The organism is Sphingomonas sp. MS122 (assembly GCF_049532975.1).
GTDB lineage: Bacteria > Pseudomonadota > Alphaproteobacteria > Sphingomonadales > Sphingomonadaceae > Sphingomonas.
In genome coordinates this window covers 2,672,685-2,690,213 of sequence record NZ_CP186695.1, presented here as the reverse complement: position 1 = coordinate 2,690,213, position 17,529 = coordinate 2,672,685, and the positions used below count along the sequence as shown (strand labels likewise).

The window sequence follows — 17,529 nt, the reverse complement described above, 5'->3', positions numbered from 1 at the left end:
GCTCAGCGCTCGTACGCCTTCGGCAAAGCACCCTCCTTCGGATCGAAATAGCGTTGCTTGAGCTTGTCCTGGCGCGTGTCGAGCGGCTGCTCGACCCCGTCGATGAACACGCGCACGGCCTCGCTCCCGATCTCGAGCGGGTCGCCGTCCCAGATCACGACGTCGCCGCGCCGCCCGGGCTTGAGCGAGCCGAACTCGCCGCCCATCCCCATCGCCTCGGCCGGCCTGGAGCTGATCGCCGCGAACGCCTGCCCCCAGTCGAGTCCCGCCGCGCCCGGCACCCGGCCCAGCGCGACCAGGTTGCCGGCATATTGCTTGACCAGCCGCGCTTGGCGCGCCTCGTCGTCGTTGATCATGCCGATGCCGACCGTCACGCCCGCCGCCTGCAGCCGCCCGATGTTCGACTGGGTCGCCGCGAGTTGCTCGAACGAGGCCGGCAGGTCGGCGAGCGCCGAAGCCAGCACCGGCACCTTCGCCGCGGCGATCTGCCGCGCCACCGTCCAGCCCTCGGTCGCGCCGACCAGCACCAGCTTGAGGCCCGGCATCTCGCGCTTCAAGTCGAGCATGACGAGGATGTCCGACGCGCGCTCGACATGCACCAGCAGCGGCACCGCCCCGTTGACTACTGGCACCAGTGCCTGCGCGTCCGCCCGGGTCAGCAGTGCGTCCTTGCCGCGATCGGCGAAGCTGCCCGGCGCGCGGGCATAGTCGCGCACCTCGAACAGGATGTTCCGCAGCATCGCATGAGCCGCCGGGCGGCTGCCCCCGGCACGTGCTGCGCCGGTCTCGCCATATTCCATGAACTGGAAGGCACGCGCCCTGGTCACCGCGTCCATGTCGGCGCCGAGGTCGATGATCGCCCCCTGCCCGCCAAAGATCGACCCGCGCGCCTGCGGGGCGACCACCGCCCGGGTGACGCCCTCGGCGCGGTTGACCGTGATCGCGCTGGTCCGCGGGTTCACCGCCGGAACCACGTCGATCGCCGCGTTGAACGGCGAGCTGTTCGCGCCGGCGTCGTTGGTCTGCTCGACTCCGTCGACCTCCACGATGCCCATTCGCGTGAAGCCGGCGAAGATGCCCGGCGTCACCCAACGCCCGCCAGCATCGACCACCGTCACGTCTGCCGGCACCGCGACGCCGCGCCCGGCGGCGACCACGCGCCCGTCGCGCACCACCACGGTGCCGCCCTCAACCGGCGCCGATCCGTCGCCGGTCACCAGCTTCGCATTGGTCACCGCCACGGTCTGCGCCGCCGCCGGGACCGCCACGCCCAACGCGGCCGCCGCAAGAAGGATCGCCTTCATTTCACGTCTCCCTCGCCGGGCTGGCCCAGCTCGAAGTCGGATACGGGCCGTCGCTTGGGATCATAGGCGTCATATAGGAGCGCGCCGTCGATCCACACCTTCTCGGGCCGCGTATAGACGCTGAACGGATTGCCGTTCCACAGCACCACATCCGCCATCTTGCCGGGCTTGAGGCTGCCGGTGACCTTGTCGATGCCCAGCGCCCGCGCCGGGGTGATCGCTGCCCATTTCCAGGCGACCTCCTCGGGCACGTCGAACCCCGCGCGCTTTGCCGCCGCGCGCACCTTGGCGATCTCCTGGTTCAGGCGCTGGATGCCGTTGGCGTCGTCCGAATGGATCATGCCGCACGCCCCTTCGCGCTCGAGGATCGCGAGATTCTCCTTGATCGCGTCATAGGACTCCATCTTGAAGCCCCACCAGTCGGCCCACACCGCCGCGCACGTCCCGTCGGCCTTGAGCAGGTCCGCGATCTTGTACGCCTCCACCGCGTGGTGGAACGTCCCCACCTTGTACCCGAACTCCTTCGCCATATCGAGGACGATCGCCATTTCGTCGGCGCGGTAGCAGTGGTTGTGGACGATGATCTCACCGTCGAGCACGCCGCGCAGCGTATCCATCGCCAGGTCGCGCGTGGGCGACTCCCCGCCCTTCTCCTCATAACGGTCCCAGCGGCGCTTATACTCCTGCGCCTTGGCCCAGGTGGCACGGTCGAGCGCGATGTTGCCCATCCGCGTCGCGGGCATGCGCTGGCGCGCGCCATAAACCCGCTTGGGATTCTCGCCGCACGCCATCTTGAGGCCATAGGGGGCGCCCGGGAACTTCATCGCCTGCATCGTGCGCGCATAGACGTTCTTGAGCGTCACGCTGCGCCCGCCGAACAGGTTCGCCGAGCCGGGTAGGATCTGCAGCGTCGTCACCCCGCCATTGGCCAGCGCGCGACTGAATCCGGGGTCTTGCGGCCACACGCTGTGCTCGGCCCAGACCTCGGCGGTCACCGGGCCGGTCATCTCGTTGCCGTCCGAATGCGCTTGCACGCCCGGGCTCGGATAGTCGCCGAGATGGCTGTGCACGTCGATCACGCCCGGGGTCACGTACTTGCCGCGCCCGTCGATCACCGCCGCGCCGTCGGGCGCCGCGATCGATTGCCCGACCTCGATGATCTTGCCGTCGCGGAACAGCACCGCGCCATTGTCGATCCGCCCGCCCTCGCCGTCGAGAATGGTGACGTTGGTCACCAGCGTCGGCACGCCCGGATAGGCCCGATAGGTCGAGGGATAGGGATCATGGGCATATCCCTTGCCTTTTCCCGGCCCGCGCTGCGGCGGTGCATCCGACGCGGTGCTCTTGGGCTTGTCCTCCGCGCTGGCCGTGCACGCGGCCAGGCTCGCGGCGGCGGCGGCGCCGATGATGGTACGGATCAACTCGCTGTGCCCCTCTCTGCTCTATCGATTCCGGTCATACAGCCCGGTTTCCCAACCGTTAGGGTCGAAAAGCGTTGCGCGCAATTTGGCGATTTGCTCCAACGCTCGCAGCCATGGGGGAAATCGCGTGACGGCACCGGGCGCAGGCAGCGCCGTTCAGCAGGGGGCCGCCGCCTTTGGCGACCCCGCCCGTGTCGACGCCGCGCATCGCGCAGTGCGCGCCGATCCGGCGATCCAGTTCGACCTTCCCTGGCGCCAGCCCGAGGTGAACCAACCCCCGCGCTGGCTGATCGAGCTGTTCGACGCGCTCCGCCGTTTCGTCGACTGGGTCGGCGGCGGATGGACCGTTCTGATGTGGATCGCGATCATCGCCGTGGTGATCGCGCTCGTTCTCGCGCTGTTTCCTGCCGTCCGCGAATTGATTTCCGCGCGCCTGCTCCGCCGTGGCGAGGCGGCGGCCGAGCCCGCCGGCTGGACCCCCGACGCAGGCGCCGCGCGCGCCTTGCTCGACGATGCCGACCGGCTTGCCGCCGCGGGCCGCTATGCCGAGGCGGTTCGCCTGATCCTCCACCGCAGCATCGAGGATATCGAGCGCTGGCGCGGCGATTCGCTGCGCCCATCGCTCACCAGCCGCGACATCGCCGCGTTCGAGAGTCTGCCCGACGCCGCGCGCACCGTGTTCCGCCGAATCGTCGCGGACGTGGAGCGCAGCCTGTTCGCCGGCAATCCGCTCGGCGAGGCGGACTGGACGCGCGCGCGCGCCGACTATGCCGGCTTCGCGCTCGCCGGAACGGACCGGCGCCGATGAGCGCGCAAGGCAACCCCTTCCGCGCGCGCACCGTGCTGTTGCTGATCGCCGCCGGCGTGGCGCTGATGCTCGGCTTCCTGCTGGTCAGCGGCTATGGCGGGCTGGTCGACCGCCAGCGCGGCAACACGCCCAGCCCCACCTCGCGCTTCGCCACCGGCTTCCGCGCGCTCAACGATCTGATCGAGCAGTCGGGCGGCACGGTCACGCTGTCCGGCGACGCCGCCGCGCGTCCGCAGCGCGGTCTGCTGATCCTCACTCCGAATCTCCAGACCAAGCCCGCCGAGCTCGAGGCTGCGCTCAAGGACGCCGCAGGCGAGAATGCGCCGGTGCTGATCGTCCTGCCTAAATGGGTCACGGCGCCGCAGCGGCTGCGTCCGAATCGCGAGGAGCGGCTGGCCACGCTTTCCTCGGGCCCGCTCGCGCGGATGCTCGCCCCTATCACCAAGGTCACCGTCGACCATCACCAGAAGGTCCGGCTCACCTACCCCACCAGCCTCGACCTCCGTCCGTTCCGCACACCGGAGAATGTGCAGTCGCTCGACGGCGACCAGATCTACTCGCTGATCGCCGCGCCCGACGGCAGCGCCGTGCTGGGCGAGGTGCCGGGCAAGCATATCTACATCCTCGCCGACCCCGATCTGCTCAACAATTACGGGCTGGCGCACCGTCAGAACGCCCAGGCCACGATCGCGCTGCTCGCTGCGCTCGATCCCGATAATCCCGGCACGATCGTCTTCGATACGATGCTCCCCTATGGCGCGGGCGGCCGCAACCTCGTCCAGCTGATGTTCGAGCCGCCCTTTCTCGGCGTCACGCTCGCGCTGTTCGCTGCGGCGCTGCTCGCCGGCATCGCCACTTGGGCGCGCTTCGGCCCGCCGCGGCGTGAGCCGCGCGCGCTCGATTTCGGCAAGCGCGCGCTGATCGAGAACATCGTCGGCCTCGCCCGCCGCGCCGGCCGCACGCGTGAAGGTGGCGGGGCCTTCGCCGATGCCATCCGCGACTGGGCCGCGCGGCGCCTCGCCTTGCCGCGCACGCTGCAGGGCGAGGCGCTCGACGCGCATCTTGACGCCTTGCCCACGCAAACCCCCTATACCGCCTCGACCGAGCGCCTCCGAGCCGCCAGGACCGAGGCGGAGCTGCTCCACGCGGCACAGAAGCTCGACGATTGGCGAAAGGAAGTGAAGGCATGACACTCGAAGACGTCCGCGCGCTCGGCTCGGCGATCGATGCCGAGGTGGCGAAGGCGGTGGTCGGCCAGTCCGCGACGACGCGGCTGCTCACCGTCGCCTTGCTCTCGGGGGGCCATGTCCTGCTCGAAGGCGCGCCGGGCACTGCCAAGACCTTGCTCGCCCAGAGCTTCGCGCGCACGCTTGGACTCGAATTCGGCCGCATCCAGTTCACCCCCGACCTGATGCCGGGCGACATTCTCGGCACCAGCCTGTTCAACTTCCAGACCTCGACCTTCGAATTGAAGCGCGGCCCAGTGTTCACTGAGCTGCTGCTCGCCGACGAGATCAACCGCACCCCGCCCAAGACTCAGGCCGCGCTACTCGAAGCGATGCAGGAACGCTCCGTAACCATCGACGGCGGCACCGAAAAACTCTCCGACCACTTCACCGTGGTGGCGACCCAGAACCCGATCGAGCAGCAGGGCGTCTATCCTCTGCCCGAGGCGCAGCTCGACCGTTTCCTGTTCAAGCTCGCGATCGACTATCCCGACGAGGCGTCCGAACGCGCGATCGTCGCGCAGTACGGCACGCGCACCGGTTCGCCCCGGCCCGAGGACAGCGGCGTCGCGCAGGTCGCCGATCACGCCGGGATCGCTGCGGCGAGCGAGGCGGTGCTCGCGGTCAAGCTCGCCGAGGAGGTGATCGCCTATGTCGTGGCGCTGATCCGCTCGAACTCGCGGCCATCCCGATCTCGCCAACGGCGCCTCGCCCCGCGCCGCCTCCGCGCTCGCCGCCGCCGCCCGCGCCGCCGCTGCGCTCGAGGGCCGCGACTATGTCATCCCGGACGACGTCAAGCTGCTCGCCCAGCCGCTGCTGCGCCACCGCGTCGTGCTCTCGCCCGCCGCCGAGATCGACGGGCGCCGCGCCGACGATATCGTCGCCCAACTCATCGACCGGGTCGAGGCGCCGCGTTGATCATTCCCACCCAGCGCGCCGTGGCGTTGGTGCTGGCGGCGGCTCCGCTGGCGCTGGCGCTCGGCGTCATGCGCCCGGACGGTTGGCTGTTCGCGGTGTTCTGGGTGTTCGCGATCCTCATCCTCACTGTGCTCGACGGCGCGCTCGCCCCGCGGCTGCGCGACGCCGATCTCGCCACCGCCTTCCCCGGCTCGGTCGAGGTCGGCGACAAGGTCGAGCTCGTTCCGGCGGGCGGTCCCGCGCTGCGCTACGCCGCCGAGGTCTCCGCCCCGCTCGACCCGGCGGAGCGCCCGCTCGCCTACGCCGCGGCGCGCCGCGGCACGGCAAAGGTCGCGCGCGTCTGGGCGCGGGTCGCCGGCCCGCTCGGCCTTGCTTGGCGCCAGCGCAGCCGCGCGGAGGACGGCGAGGTGCGGGTCCTGCCCAGCCTGCGCGCGGTGCGCGAGCAGGGCATGCGCCAGTTCCTGCGCAGCCGCCAGTTCGGCACGCGCATCCGCCCCGACAGCGGCGACGGCACCGAATTCCAGTCGCTCACCGATTTCCAGCCGGGGATGGAGCGGCGCGCGATCGACTGGAAGGCCTCGGCGCGCCACTTCTCCCTCCTCGCCCGCGAGTTCCGCACCGAGCGCGACAACAGCGTCGTCTTTGCGATCGACTGCGGCCGCGCGATGAGCGAACCGGTCGACGGCCTCCCGCGCATCGACCGCGCCGTCTCCGCCGCCTTGCTCGCCGCCTTCGTCGCCTTGAAGTCTGGCGACCAGGTCCGCCTGTTCGGCTTCGCCGGCCGCCCCAGTGCCGATTCGGGCAGCGTCAGCGGAGCCAGCGGCTTCGCCACGCTCCACCGCACCGCCGCCGGAATCGATTATGGCGCGCAGGAGAGCAACTACACCCTCTCGCTCGTCACGCTCGACCAGCGGCTCCAGCGCCGCAGCCTCGTCATCCTGTTCACCGAGTTCACAGATCCCACCGCCGCCGAGCTGATGATCGCCGCCGCCGCGCGCATGCTGCGCCGCCACCGCGTGCTCTTCGTGCTGTTCCACGACACCGAGCTCGACGCGATCCTCGACGCGCGTCCCGAGGAGCCCGACGACGTGATCCGCGCCAACATCGCCCACGCCCTGATCCGCGAGCGCCGCATCGTGATCGAGCGGCTGAAGCGCCTCGGCATCGACGTGCTCGAGGCCAACCCCGACGACCTCGCCCTCGCCCTCGCCGAACGCTATGTCCGGGACCGCGAACGCCCATGAGCACAGCAACCCCCGCCTTCGGCGTCCGCCACTTCCGCGCCGAGCGCGAGGCCGACTGGCAGCGCCTCGAAGCGCTGCTCGACCTCGTCGAGAAGAAGTCGCCCAAGCGCCTCACCAACGAGGACCTGGTCGAGCTCCCGCGCCTCTACCGCGCCACCCTCTCCGCCCTCTCGATCGCGCGCGAGACCTCGCTCGACGCGTCGATGATCGCCTATCTCGAAAGCCTTTCCACCCGCGCCTATTTCGTCCTCTACGGCTGCCGCGAACCACTCTCGCGCCAGATCGGCGGCTTCTTCGCGCATGGCTGGCCCGCCGCGGTGCGCGGGATCTTCGGCGAGACGCTGCTGATCGCCGCCTTGTTCTTCGCCAGCGCGGTCGCGGGCTATTTCCTCGTGCTCAGCGACCCCGCCTGGTTCAACGCGATCATCCCGTCCGAGATGGCGGGCGGGCGCGACATGAACGCGACCGCCGACTATCTCCGCTCGACGCTCTACGACCGCCCCGAGCGCGGCGGGCTCGAAGTGTTCGCCACATTCCTTTTCACCCACAACGCCCAGATCTCGATCATGGCGTTCGCGCTCGGCTTCGCCTTCGGTATCCCGACCTTCTTCCTGATCGCCAGCAACGGCGTACTGCTCGGCGCGATGTACGCGGCGTTCCTGCCCAAGGGGCTCGGCGTCGGCTTCACCGGCTGGCTGCTCATCCACGGCTCGACCGAATTGAGCGCGATCATCCTCGCCGGTGCGGCGGGTCTGCATATCGGGCGCGCAGTCGCCTTTCCCGGCGCGCGCACCCGCATGGCCGCTGCCGGCGACGCCGGCCGCCGCGCCGCGCTGGTGATGATCGGCGTCGTGATCATGCTCCTCGTCGCCGGCCTGCTCGAGGGGTTCGCGCGGCAGCTGATCACCGCCGACGGCGCGCGCTTTGCGATCGCCGCGGCGATGTTCGCCTTGTGGGTCGGCTATTTCGCGCTGGGCGGCCGCCGCACGCATGGCTAAGCCGCGCATCCCCGCTGACGGGAAGGAGCGCCACCTGCGCGAGCTGGTGACGCCCGAAGGTGTGACGCTTCACCTGCGCCTCGCCAGCGCCGGCTCACGCGCGGGCGCATTCACGGTCGATGCGCTGATCATGCTGGTGATCCTCATCGCGCTCACCGCCCTCGCCTTCTTCATCATCGGCGGCTTTCGCACCATTGGCCCGGCCGCGATCATCTGGCTGCTCGGCTTCTTCCTGCTGCGCAATTTTTACTTCACCCTGTTCGAGAGCGGCACGCGCGCCGCCACCCCGGGCAAGCGCATGCTCAAGCTGCGCGTCGTCGCGCGCGACGGCGGGCGCCTCACCGGCGGCGCGATCCTAGCGCGCAACCTGATGCGTGAGGTCGAGGTATTCCTCCCCCTCATCTTCCTCATGAGCGCGCAGGCGCAGGGATTCAGCAACCGCTGGCTGGCGCTGCTCGGCTTCGCCTGGACCGCGATCTTCCTGTTCATGCCGCTGTTCAATCGCGACCGGCTGCGCGCCGGGGACCTGATCGCGGGTACCTGGGTGGTCGAGAATGAGCGGCCCAAGATCGCGCCCGACCTGCTCGCTGCCAACGACAGCGCGCGGACCGACGCCTGGGGCTTCGCCCCGCACGAGCTCGAAACCTATGGCCAGTTCGAGATCCAGCGGCTCGAGGACGTGCTCCACCGCAACGATGCCGACACGCTCACCACCGTGGCCGGCGTCATCCGCCGCAAGATCGGCCGCCACGACGAGGGCAACGACCGCGCCTTCCTCGAGGCCTATTACGCCGCCGCGCGCCTCCATCTCGAGCGCCGGCTGCTGTTCGGCCAGCGCAAGCGCGACAAGTTCGATTCCACGGGTTAAGGGGGACCGCCATGACCGACACGAAGCGCGACATCCCCGGCGTCATCGCGCCGCCGCCCCTCATCTATCTCGGCTTCCTCATTCTCGGGCTCGTCCTCGAATTCCTCGTGGTCCGCACGCAGGGGCTCGACATGCCCCCAGCGCTGCGCTGGACGGTCGTGCCGGTGTTCGCGCTGGCCGGGCTCGCTGCCATCACCGCGGCCGCGCTCCGCTTTCGCCGCGCCGGCACCTCCGCGCCGCCGTGGCGGCCGGCCACCGCTTTCGTCGCCCAGGGCATCTATCGCTTCACGCGCAACCCGATGTATCTCGGCATGACGCTGATCTACTGCGCGATTGGCGTCGCCGCGGACGCGCCGGTGGTGTTCTGGATGCTGATCCCGCTCGCCGTCACGATCCATTACGGCGTGGTGCTGCGCGAGGAGCGCTACATGGCCGGCAAGTTCGGAGAGCCCTATATCGACTACGCCAACCGCGTCCCGCGCTGGCTCTGAGCAGCGCCCGCGGCTGCCAATACCACCATGCTGATCGTCGATCTTCGCGCCGGATTCACAATTTCCGGCCATAAAACCGATGCGAAGGGCATCGCGGTCGCGACACAGCGCAAGCAATTTTTCGTACATCCGGCCGGCTGATATTCTCCGCTCATTTTACTTCCCCCTGCGTGAAGACTTCGCGGCGACCCTTGATTTTTTCGAGCTATTTCTCCATATTCCGGTCGCTACAGTCGCAAATCGACGGTTCTCGGTGCTTTGCGGCCCCAACTTCCTTCTTTCTGCAGCCGCGGCACCGGGGCGATCCCGGCAGTCGGTTCGCCCCTCGAAACGAGAAGGAGTTTTCTATGAGCATCACCGGCACCGTCAAATTCTTCAACAGCGACAAGGGCTATGGCTTCATCGCCCCCGATGACGGCACCAACGACGCGTTCGTGCATATCTCGGCCGTCGAGCGCTCCGGAATGGCAACGCTCACCCAGGATCAGCGCGTGACCTACGAACTGGAAGAGGATCGCCGCGGCAAGATGGCCGCGGTCAATCTCAGCCCGGCCGAGTAAGCGGCACTTCGTCCGTGCGGCGCCGTCTTGGCGCCGCACGCCAGCCACGACCACAACGGAGCCGCAGGATGGCACAAGTCCCCTATCGCGAACACGCGGCGCGAGCGCGCGCCGATGCCGAAGCCGCGACGCTCGAAAATGTACGTGAACGCTGCCTTCGTGCCGAAGCCGCCTGGCTCGCCATGGCCGCGCGGCAGGAAAGCGTCGATCGCGCACGCGAACGCCGCGAGCCGGCATTGCAACCCCAACAGGAAAACCAGTGAAACTTCAGAACAACCGAATTGAACGAACCATACGACATCTGATCGATACTTCCGGCCTGCGCCGTGCGCGAAACGCGGAAGACGCCCGGGCAACGGCGATCGCTGTTGCTGCGGTGCGCGAAATACTTGGCTGAAACGGCGCTTGCCGCTGGCCGTGGCTTCCGCGGCCTGCTAGTCTCTTCAAATCATCGGCAGTCTTCTCGACCGTAAGCGCCGCTGGCTGGGGGACCTCGTGCTCCCGCTTACCGGCAGGAGACATGCCATCGATCCCCGCCTAATGAGTGCCTATGCGGTTGCAGTCGCAATCGTCACCGTCTTCTCGATGATCGTCGTCGCGCCGATCCACCGCGCGCGCGAACGGCGCAAGCCGGATGGCGGCGTCCTCGGCCCGCGCCCGCGATTGCTCGGATGGTGGCGGCGCTGACTGCGCCGATAGCGTAGAGGGACGGGCCTCGGCCCCTACCTCTCGCGCTTCCCGAAGAAATGCTCGACGATATGTTCGGCGATCCGCGCCGGGCGCAGCGTCTCCGCGTCGATGCAGCACCAGCTCGACTTGACTTCGGCCAGCACTTCGTCGCCGCGGCGGATCACCGTCTCGTAGAAGGCACGCACGCCCTGCACCTTCTCGAGCAGCACCGTCGCCACCACCTCGTCGTTCAGAAAGGCGGGTTTGCGATAGGTGATCTCGTGCTTCAACGCGACCCACAGGTGCTTCGCCACCTCCTCGGCCGGTGCGAGCTTCTGCCAGTGGCTGAGAACCGCCTCCTGCACCCACTTCAAATAGCTGGCATTGTTCACATGTCCCATGAAGTCGATATCCGCCGGATCGACGGGGATCGGAACCTCGAACGGGGCGGCGGTTTGGGTCATGGACCTCACCTTAACGTAAAGCGCCGCCACAAGCGAGCGGATTATCGCCCGCACTCCGGCTTGAACGACTTTTAGAAATCGCGGTATGGTCGACGCAAACAGGAGGATACCCCCGATGACCGACCTTCCCGCACAGGCCCGCCAGCTCTTCTCGACGGTCACCGGGGACGGCCAGCTCGAACTGGCGGTCCGCGACGTCCCCGTCCACATACCCCGGGGCGATGAGGTGCTGGTCCGGGTCGAGGCGACGCCGCTTAATCCCTCCGATCTCGCCGTGATGCTCAGCGCCGCCGATAGCAAGGCCTTCACCGCCACCGCCGATGGCGCCGCCGCCGCGATCCCGGAGACCGCTCGCCGCGCCGTCGCGCCGCGCGTCGGTATGCCGATTCCGGTCGGCAACGAGGGCGCCGGCACCATCGTAGCCGCGGGTGACGATCCCGCCGCCCAGGCGCTGCTCGGCAAGACCGTCGCCGCGGCTGGCGGCGGCTTCTACGCGCAATATCGCCTGCTCCGCGCCCGCGACTGCTTGCCCCTGCCCGATGGCGTGTCGGCCGAGCAAGGCGCCTCCTCCTTCGTCAACCCGATGACCGCGCTCGGCATGGTCGGCACGATGCGGCGCGACGGTTTCACCGGGCTCGTCCACACCGCCGCCGCCTCCAATCTCGGCCAGATGCTGGTCAAGCTCACTCGCGCCGAGGGGGTGCCGCTGGTCAGCATCGTGCGCAGCGAGGCGCAGGCGGTGCTGCTGCGCGATCTCGGCGCCACCCATGTCGTCGACAGCAGTGCGCCCGACTTCATGGCCCAGCTGATCGAGGCGATCGCCGAGACTCAAGCCTTCCTCGCCTTCGACGCAATCGGCGGCGGCAAGCTCGCCGGGCAGATATTGAACGCGATGGAAGCGGCCGCGGTTCGCACCAATCCCGCCAATGGCCCCTATGGCTCCACCACGATGAAGCAGGTCTATATCTATGGCGGCCTGAATATGGCGCCGACCGAGATCACGCGCGGCTTCGGCATGCAATGGGCGGTCGGCGGCTGGCTGCTCACGCCCTATCTGCAATCGGCCGGCATGGAGGAGGTCGTCCGCATGCGCGCCAAGGTGGCGGCCGAGATCCGCACCACCTTCGCCAGTAGCTACACCAGCCGCATCACGCTCGACCAGGCGGTCCAGCCCGACATCATCGCCGCCTACAACCGTCGCGCGACGGGCCAGAAATATCTGATCCTGCCCAACGGCTAGGGAGGATCAGCCAGTCCTCCCCCGGAGGTGGAGGAGAACCACCGAAGGCGGTGGAGGGGATATTCTCCACAAGCGGTGTCGTGAGTGGAGAATACCTCTCCGTCAGCACTACGCGCTGCCACCTCCCCTCCGGCGGGAGGAATGCAACTACTCACCGCTGCTGCGTGAACCGGAAATGGTCACGGATGCGGCGGTTGAAGTAGCCGCCCTTGGACACCGCCTTGCGCATCCCCTGCGCGATGCGGTCGGGCACCTCGTGATAGCTGTAGCGCCGGCCGCTCACGAACACGATGTCGAGCCGGGCGTCGTCCGGGTCGTAGTTCCAGCTGCGGATCACGCTCGAAGGCATGCGCCTTCAACGCATGAGAGGCGCCTAGGCTGCGAGCTCCTTGAGCGGCGTCCCCGCGTCGGCCAGTCGCGCGGGATCGATCGCCAGCCGCTCGACCACCAGCTTGCGCCCCTGGACATAGTCCTTGGTCGCGTTGACGCAGTCGAGCGCGATCACCTGCCCGTCCTTGAGGTAGACCACCGAGAAGCTCCGCGCCGCCGGGTCGCCGCGCACCACGGTCGCGTCGTGCCCGGTCGACAGCCCCACGGTCTGGAGCTTCAGATCATATTGGTTCGACCAGAACCACGGCACCGCGTCGTAATGCGCCCCGATCCCCGCGATCGTCTTTGCCGCGACGGTCGCCTGGTCGTGCGCGTTCTGCACCGACTCCAGCCGCACCGGCATGCCGTCGGCAAAGGCGTTGGCGTGCAGCGCGCAGTCGCCGATCGCGAAGACGTCGGGCAGCGAGGTGCGGCAATGGCCGTCGACCGCGACGCCGTTGCCGCCTTCCGCCCCCGCCGCGATCAGCGGCTCGACCGCGGGGACGATGCCGATGCCGACGATCACCAGCTCCGCCGGGATCACCTCGCCATCGGCGAGGCGCACGCCGCTGGCTTTGCCGCCCTGCGCCTCGATGCAATCGACGGTCACGCCGAGCCGCACGTCCACGCCATGCGCACGATGCTCGGCTTCGAAGAAGCGCGACAAGGGCTCGCCGGCGACGCGCGCGAGCACGCGATCGAGCGCCTCGAGCAGCACCACCTGCTTGCCCGCCTTGGCCAGCACCGCTGCGGCTTCGAGCCCGATATATCCGCCCCCGATCACCACCGCGCGGGTGACCGCGGGCAGCTCGGTCAGCATCCGGTCGGCGTCGGCGCGCGTGCGCACCGTGTGGACCCCCGGCAAACTTCCGCCGCCGCAATTCAACTTTCGCGGGTTGCCGCCGGCCGCCCAGATCAGGTGGCCGTAGCCGATACGGTCGCCTTTGTCCGTGACCACCTCATGCGACGCGGAATCCACCGCATCGACGCGTGTGGCGGTAAGTATCGAAATGTTCCGCTCTTCCCAGAAGGAAAGTGGACGAATGAGAATCCGCTCGAACGCCTTCTCCCCCGAAAAATATTCCTTCGACAGCGGCGGCCGCTCGTACGGCAGTTCGGGTTCCTCGCCGATGATCGCGATGGTCCCCTCGAACTTGGCCTGGCGCAGCGCGATCGCCGCCTGCGCCCCGCCATGCCCCGCGCCCACGATCACCACGTCATAGTGCATTCCGCCGCTCTCCCGCGCCTTTCCGGGGCGCGTAGCAGCTGCCGGCCGCTCAGGCCACCGCCATCAGGCTGGCATTGCCCCCCGCCGCGGTGGTGTTGACCGAGGTCGAGACCTCCTCGACCAGCCAGTCGAGCCGCGGCGTCCCCGCCTGTGCCAGCACGATCGGTCCCGGCAGCTCGGCAATCCCCGCCAGCGCCGCCAGCCGCGCTTCGGCATCCCCCTCGATCAGCGCACCGCTGAACGGTCCGGCCTTGCGCCAGTCATCGGCCCAGCTCAGCCGCGCCGCCACCCGCGGCGGCACCCCCTCCAGCTCGCCGCGCAGCGCCGCATTGCCGATCACCGCGCGATTGCCCGTTGCCAGCACCGCCGCGACCTGCTCGATCAGCCCCTGGCGAGTCCGGGGCAGCAGCAGGATCGCGCCGCGCGGATGCAGCGCATAGACGTTGCGCTCGCCCACCGGTCCGGGCAGCTCGACCTGCGCGCCCAGCAACGAAGCCTCGCCCGCCGAGCGCGCCACCTCGCCTTCATCGTCCAGCCACAACGCGAAGTCGCGTAGCGCCGGATCGCCGGTCGCCGATGCGAGCCCCGGCGGCACGGTCGCCGCCTGCACCAGCCGCCCGAGATAGAGCGGCCCGCCCGCCTTGGGGCCGGTGCCCGAGAGCCCGCGCCCGCCGAACGGCTGCACCCCCACCACCGCGCCGATGATGTTGCGGTTGATGTAGAGATTCCCCGCCTCGACCCGCTCGGTGACATGCTCGATCGTCTCGTCGAGCCGGGTGTGCAGGCCGAAGGTCAAGCCATAGCCGGTGGCGTTGATCGCATCGATCACCCGGTCGAGATCGCGGCGCTTGTAGCGCACCACATGCAGCACCGGCCCGAACACCTCGCGCTCGAGATCGGCGATGCTCTCGAGCTCGATGATCGTCGGCGGCACGAACGTACCCTGCGCAGTCTCGCCCGCCAGCTCGATCTGCTCGACTGCCCGCCCCATGCCGCGCATCTTTTCGATATGGCCTTCGATATTGCCCTTGGCCTCGGCAGTGATCACCGGGCCGATATCGGTGGCGAGGCTGTCGGTGCGGCCGATCGACAGCTCGTGCAGCGCGCCCTTGAGCATCGCCAGAATGCGGTCCGCCACATCCTCCTGCAGGCACAGCACGCGCAGCGCCGAGCAGCGCTGTCCCGCGCTGTCGAAGGCCGAGGCGATCACGTCCCCTACCACCTGCTCGGCCAGCGCCGAGCTGTCGACGATCATCGCATTCTGCCCGCCGGTCTCGGCGATGAACGGCACCGGCGCGCCATCGGCGGTGAGCCGCCTGGCCAGCTCCTTCTGGATGATCCGCGCGACCTCGGTCGAGCCGGTGAACATCACCGCCTGCGTGCCCGGCGCGGCGACCAGCGCGCCGCCGATCTTACCGTCGCCCGGCACCAGCTGGAGCGCCGCGGCGGGAATGCCGGCCTCGTGCAGGATCGCGACACCCTGCGCGGCGATCAGCGGGGTTTCCTCGGCGGGCTTGGCGAGTACGGTGTTGCCGGTCACCAGCGCCGCCGCGATCTGGCCGGTGAAGATCGCCAGCGGGAAGTTCCACGGGCTGATGCAGGTGACGGCACCCAGCGGCTTGTGCGCCGCGCCAAGCATCGCGCGTGCCTGCGCCGCGTAGTAGCGCAGGAAATCGATCGCCTCGCGCACCTCCGAGATGGCATTTGGCGCCGACTTGCCCGCCTCGCGCATGATCAGGCCCATCAGCAGCTGCATGCGATCCTGCATGAGGTCCGCCGCGCGCTCGAGACAGGCCGCGCGCTCGGCGGGCGGTACCGCCGCCCAAGCCGCCGCGGCCGCCTGAGCGACTTCGACCGCGGCCTGCGCCGCCTCCGGGCTTACCTCCACGACCGTCCCCACGACGTCCTTACCGTCCGCCGGATTGTACACCGGACGCGAGGTGCCGAGCCGGTCGGCCGGTTCCGCGGCCCAGCCCGCCGCCGCGCTCGCCCGAAGCGTATCGCCGAGCCCGGCCAGCACCATCTCGCTCGACAAGTCGAGCCCGTCCGAGTTGCGCCGCGCGCCATAGAGTTCGGCGGGCAACGCGATCAGCGGATGCTTGGCGCCGACCACGTCCATCGATCGCACCTGCTCGATCGGATCGGCGACCAGCTCGGCAATCGACACCTCAGGATCGGCGATGCGGTTGACGAATGACGAGTTCGCCCCATTCTCGAGCAGGCGCCGCACCAGATAGGCGAGCAGCGTCTCGTGCGTCCCGACTGGCGCATAGATGCGGCACGGACGATTGAGCTTGGTCTCGCCGACCACCTCGTCGTAGAGCGGCTCGCCCATGCCGTGGAGGCACTGGAACTCATAGTCGCCGATCGCGAAGTCCGGCCCCGCCATGTGGTAGATCGTCGCCAGCGACTGCGCATTGTGCGTCGCGAACTGCGGAAACACCTTGTCGCGGTTCGCCAGCAGCTTCCGCGCACAGGCGATATACGCGACGTCGGTATAGATTTTCCGCGTGTACACCGGGAAGTCGGGCAGCCCGTCCACCTGCGCGCGCTTGATCTCGGCGTCCCAATAGGCGCCCTTGACCAATCGCACCATGATCCGCCGTTCCGCGCGTGCGGCGAGATCGACGATCCAGTCGATCACGAACGGGCAGCGCTTGCCATAGGCTTGCACGACGAAGCCCAGCCCGTCCCAGCCCTTGAGGTCCGGGTCCAGCGCCAGGCTTTCGAGCAGGTCGAGCGACAGCTCGAGCCGGTCGGCTTCCTCGGCATCGATGTTGAAGCCGATATCATGACCCTTCGCCAGCAGCGCCAGCGCCTTCACCTTGGGCAGCAGTTCGCCCATTACCCGGCCGGCCTGCGCGCGGGCATAACGCGGATGCAGCGCCGAGAGCTTGATCGAGATGCCCGGGCCGCCGACCACGCCGCGCCCCGCCGACGCCTCGCCGATCGCGCGCACGGCGTTTTCGTAGTCGCGGTAGTAGCGCTCGGCATCGGCCATCGTCGTCGCCGCCTCGCCCAGCATGTCGTAGCTGTACTGGAAGCCCCGCGCCTCCAGCGGCCGCGCGCGCTTCAGTGCCTCGGCGATCGTCTCGCCGGTCACGAACTGCTCGCCCATCATGCGCATCGCCATGTCGACGCCGCGGCGGATCACCGGCTCGCCCGCGCGCGCGATCAGCCGCGTCAGCGCCGCGCCGAGCCCGGCATCGTTGACGCTGCCGGTGAGCTTGCCCGTCACCACCAGCCCCCAGGTCGCGGCGTTGACGAACAGCGAGCGGCCGTCGCCGACATGCGACTTCCAGTCGCCATCGGCGATCTTGTCGCGGATCAGCGCATCGCGCGTATCGTCGTCGGGAATGCGCAGCAGCGCCTCGGCGAGACACATCAGTGCGACGCCCTCCTGGCTCGACAGCGCATATTCCTGTACCAGCCCCTCGACCCCGGTGCCCTTGTGCTTGGCGCGCAGCGCGGTGATCAGCGCCGCCGCGGTCGCCCGCGTCGCCTGGCGCGTGCCCTCGGGCAAGGTCGCCTGCTCGACCAGCGGCGGCAGGCACTCGGGCTCGGGCCGGCGATAGGCCGCGGTGATCGCCGCGCGCAGCGGAGTCTGGGGACGGATCGGCGGGGCGAAATCGGCGAACGGTGCGGTCATCGGGAGCCTCGGAGGGGATGATCGCCCCATCCTATCAGTTTTGGGTCCCGCGATTGGACTTTTGCAGACTTA

At 68.9% G+C, this 17,529-nt stretch carries 17 protein-coding genes and 1 pseudogene; 12 read left to right on the top strand and 6 right to left on the bottom strand.

Annotation, left to right across the window (positions count from 1 at the left end; translation table 11 throughout):
* Nucleotides 1-2: 2 nt before the first annotated feature.
* A complete protein-coding gene (locus ACO227_RS13050) occupies nucleotides 3-1,304 on the bottom strand; it encodes an amidohydrolase family protein (RefSeq protein WP_423602255.1) in 1,302 nt (433 codons plus the stop codon).
* Nucleotides 1,301-2,725 (bottom strand): amidohydrolase, encoded by a 1,425-nt coding sequence (locus ACO227_RS13045; protein ID WP_423602254.1) that lies wholly within the window; start codon nucleotides 2,723-2,725, stop codon nucleotides 1,301-1,303. The genes ACO227_RS13050 and ACO227_RS13045 overlap by 4 nt, the downstream gene beginning before the upstream one ends.
* Nucleotides 2,726-2,852: 127 nt before the next feature.
* Between ACO227_RS13045 and ACO227_RS13040 the strand changes: the two genes are divergently transcribed.
* From ACO227_RS13040 to ACO227_RS12990, 11 genes and pseudogenes are all read left to right on the top strand, one after another.
* Nucleotides 2,853-3,533, top strand: a complete 681-nt coding sequence (locus ACO227_RS13040) for a hypothetical protein (protein ID WP_423602253.1) — start codon at nucleotides 2,853-2,855, stop codon at nucleotides 3,531-3,533.
* Nucleotides 3,530-4,723, top strand: a complete 1,194-nt coding sequence (locus tag ACO227_RS13035; RefSeq protein WP_423602252.1) for a DUF4350 domain-containing protein — start codon at nucleotides 3,530-3,532, stop codon at nucleotides 4,721-4,723. The genes ACO227_RS13040 and ACO227_RS13035 overlap by 4 nt, the downstream gene beginning before the upstream one ends.
* Nucleotides 4,720-5,677 (top strand): annotated as a pseudogene (locus tag ACO227_RS13030) (AAA family ATPase). Before ACO227_RS13035 ends, ACO227_RS13030 begins: the two are co-directional and overlap by 4 nt.
* Nucleotides 5,678-5,745: 68 nt before the next feature.
* Nucleotides 5,746-6,921 (top strand): DUF58 domain-containing protein, encoded by a 1,176-nt coding sequence (locus ACO227_RS13025; RefSeq protein WP_423607350.1) that lies wholly within the window; start codon nucleotides 5,746-5,748, stop codon nucleotides 6,919-6,921.
* A complete protein-coding gene (locus ACO227_RS13020) occupies nucleotides 6,918-7,919 on the top strand; it encodes a stage II sporulation protein M (RefSeq protein WP_423602251.1) in 1,002 nt (333 codons plus the stop codon). The genes ACO227_RS13025 and ACO227_RS13020 overlap by 4 nt, the downstream gene beginning before the upstream one ends.
* Nucleotides 7,912-8,787, top strand: coding sequence for an RDD family protein (locus ACO227_RS13015; RefSeq protein WP_423602250.1), 876 nt, complete (start codon nucleotides 7,912-7,914; stop codon nucleotides 8,785-8,787). The genes ACO227_RS13020 and ACO227_RS13015 overlap by 8 nt, the downstream gene beginning before the upstream one ends.
* 11 nt (nucleotides 8,788-8,798) lie before the next feature.
* On the top strand, nucleotides 8,799-9,278 hold the full coding sequence (locus ACO227_RS13010) for a methyltransferase family protein (RefSeq protein ID WP_423602249.1): 480 nt from the start codon (nucleotides 8,799-8,801) through the stop codon (nucleotides 9,276-9,278).
* Nucleotides 9,279-9,625: 347 nt separating this feature from the next.
* Entirely contained in the window at nucleotides 9,626-9,838 is a 213-nt protein-coding gene (locus ACO227_RS13005) for a cold-shock protein (RefSeq protein WP_423602248.1), read from the top strand.
* Nucleotides 9,839-9,906: 68 nt separating this feature from the next.
* The gene (locus ACO227_RS13000; RefSeq protein WP_423602247.1) at nucleotides 9,907-10,101 is read left to right on the top strand and encodes a hypothetical protein; all 195 of its coding nucleotides are present in this window, start codon (nucleotides 9,907-9,909) and stop codon (nucleotides 10,099-10,101) included.
* On the top strand, nucleotides 10,098-10,235 hold the full coding sequence (locus ACO227_RS12995) for a hypothetical protein (RefSeq protein ID WP_423602246.1): 138 nt from the start codon (nucleotides 10,098-10,100) through the stop codon (nucleotides 10,233-10,235). The genes ACO227_RS13000 and ACO227_RS12995 overlap by 4 nt, the downstream gene beginning before the upstream one ends.
* A 143-nt stretch (nucleotides 10,236-10,378) precedes the next feature.
* Nucleotides 10,379-10,525: a hypothetical protein gene (locus tag ACO227_RS12990; RefSeq protein ID WP_423602245.1), complete on the top strand. Its 147-nt coding sequence runs from the start codon at nucleotides 10,379-10,381 to the stop codon at nucleotides 10,523-10,525.
* 35 nt (nucleotides 10,526-10,560) lie between these two features.
* Here ACO227_RS12990 and ACO227_RS12985 read toward each other — a convergent pair whose 3' ends face one another.
* Nucleotides 10,561-10,971, bottom strand: coding sequence for an acyl-CoA thioesterase (locus tag ACO227_RS12985; protein ID WP_423602244.1), 411 nt, complete (start codon nucleotides 10,969-10,971; stop codon nucleotides 10,561-10,563).
* Between the two features lie 115 nt (nucleotides 10,972-11,086).
* On the opposite strand from ACO227_RS12985, the gene ACO227_RS12980 reads away from it, so the two are divergent.
* Nucleotides 11,087-12,211, top strand: coding sequence for a zinc-binding dehydrogenase (locus tag ACO227_RS12980; RefSeq protein WP_423602243.1), 1,125 nt, complete (start codon nucleotides 11,087-11,089; stop codon nucleotides 12,209-12,211).
* A gap of 151 nt (nucleotides 12,212-12,362) precedes the next feature.
* Here the strand turns inward: ACO227_RS12980 and ACO227_RS12975 are convergent, their stop codons facing one another.
* Genes ACO227_RS12975 through putA form a run of 3 tightly spaced genes read right to left on the bottom strand, consistent with a single transcriptional unit; the run spans nucleotide 12,363 to nucleotide 17,457 of the window.
* Entirely contained in the window at nucleotides 12,363-12,560 is a 198-nt protein-coding gene (locus ACO227_RS12975) for a KTSC domain-containing protein (RefSeq protein WP_423602242.1), read from the bottom strand.
* Nucleotides 12,561-12,584: 24 nt separating this feature from the next.
* A complete protein-coding gene (locus ACO227_RS12970) occupies nucleotides 12,585-13,808 on the bottom strand; it encodes an NAD(P)/FAD-dependent oxidoreductase (protein ID WP_423602241.1) in 1,224 nt (407 codons plus the stop codon).
* Nucleotides 13,809-13,857: 49 nt separating this feature from the next.
* Complete coding sequence (putA, locus tag ACO227_RS12965; protein ID WP_423602240.1) at nucleotides 13,858-17,457, bottom strand: trifunctional transcriptional regulator/proline dehydrogenase/L-glutamate gamma-semialdehyde dehydrogenase; 3,600 nt, start codon at nucleotides 17,455-17,457, stop codon at nucleotides 13,858-13,860.
* Nucleotides 17,458-17,529: the final 72 nt, after the last annotated feature.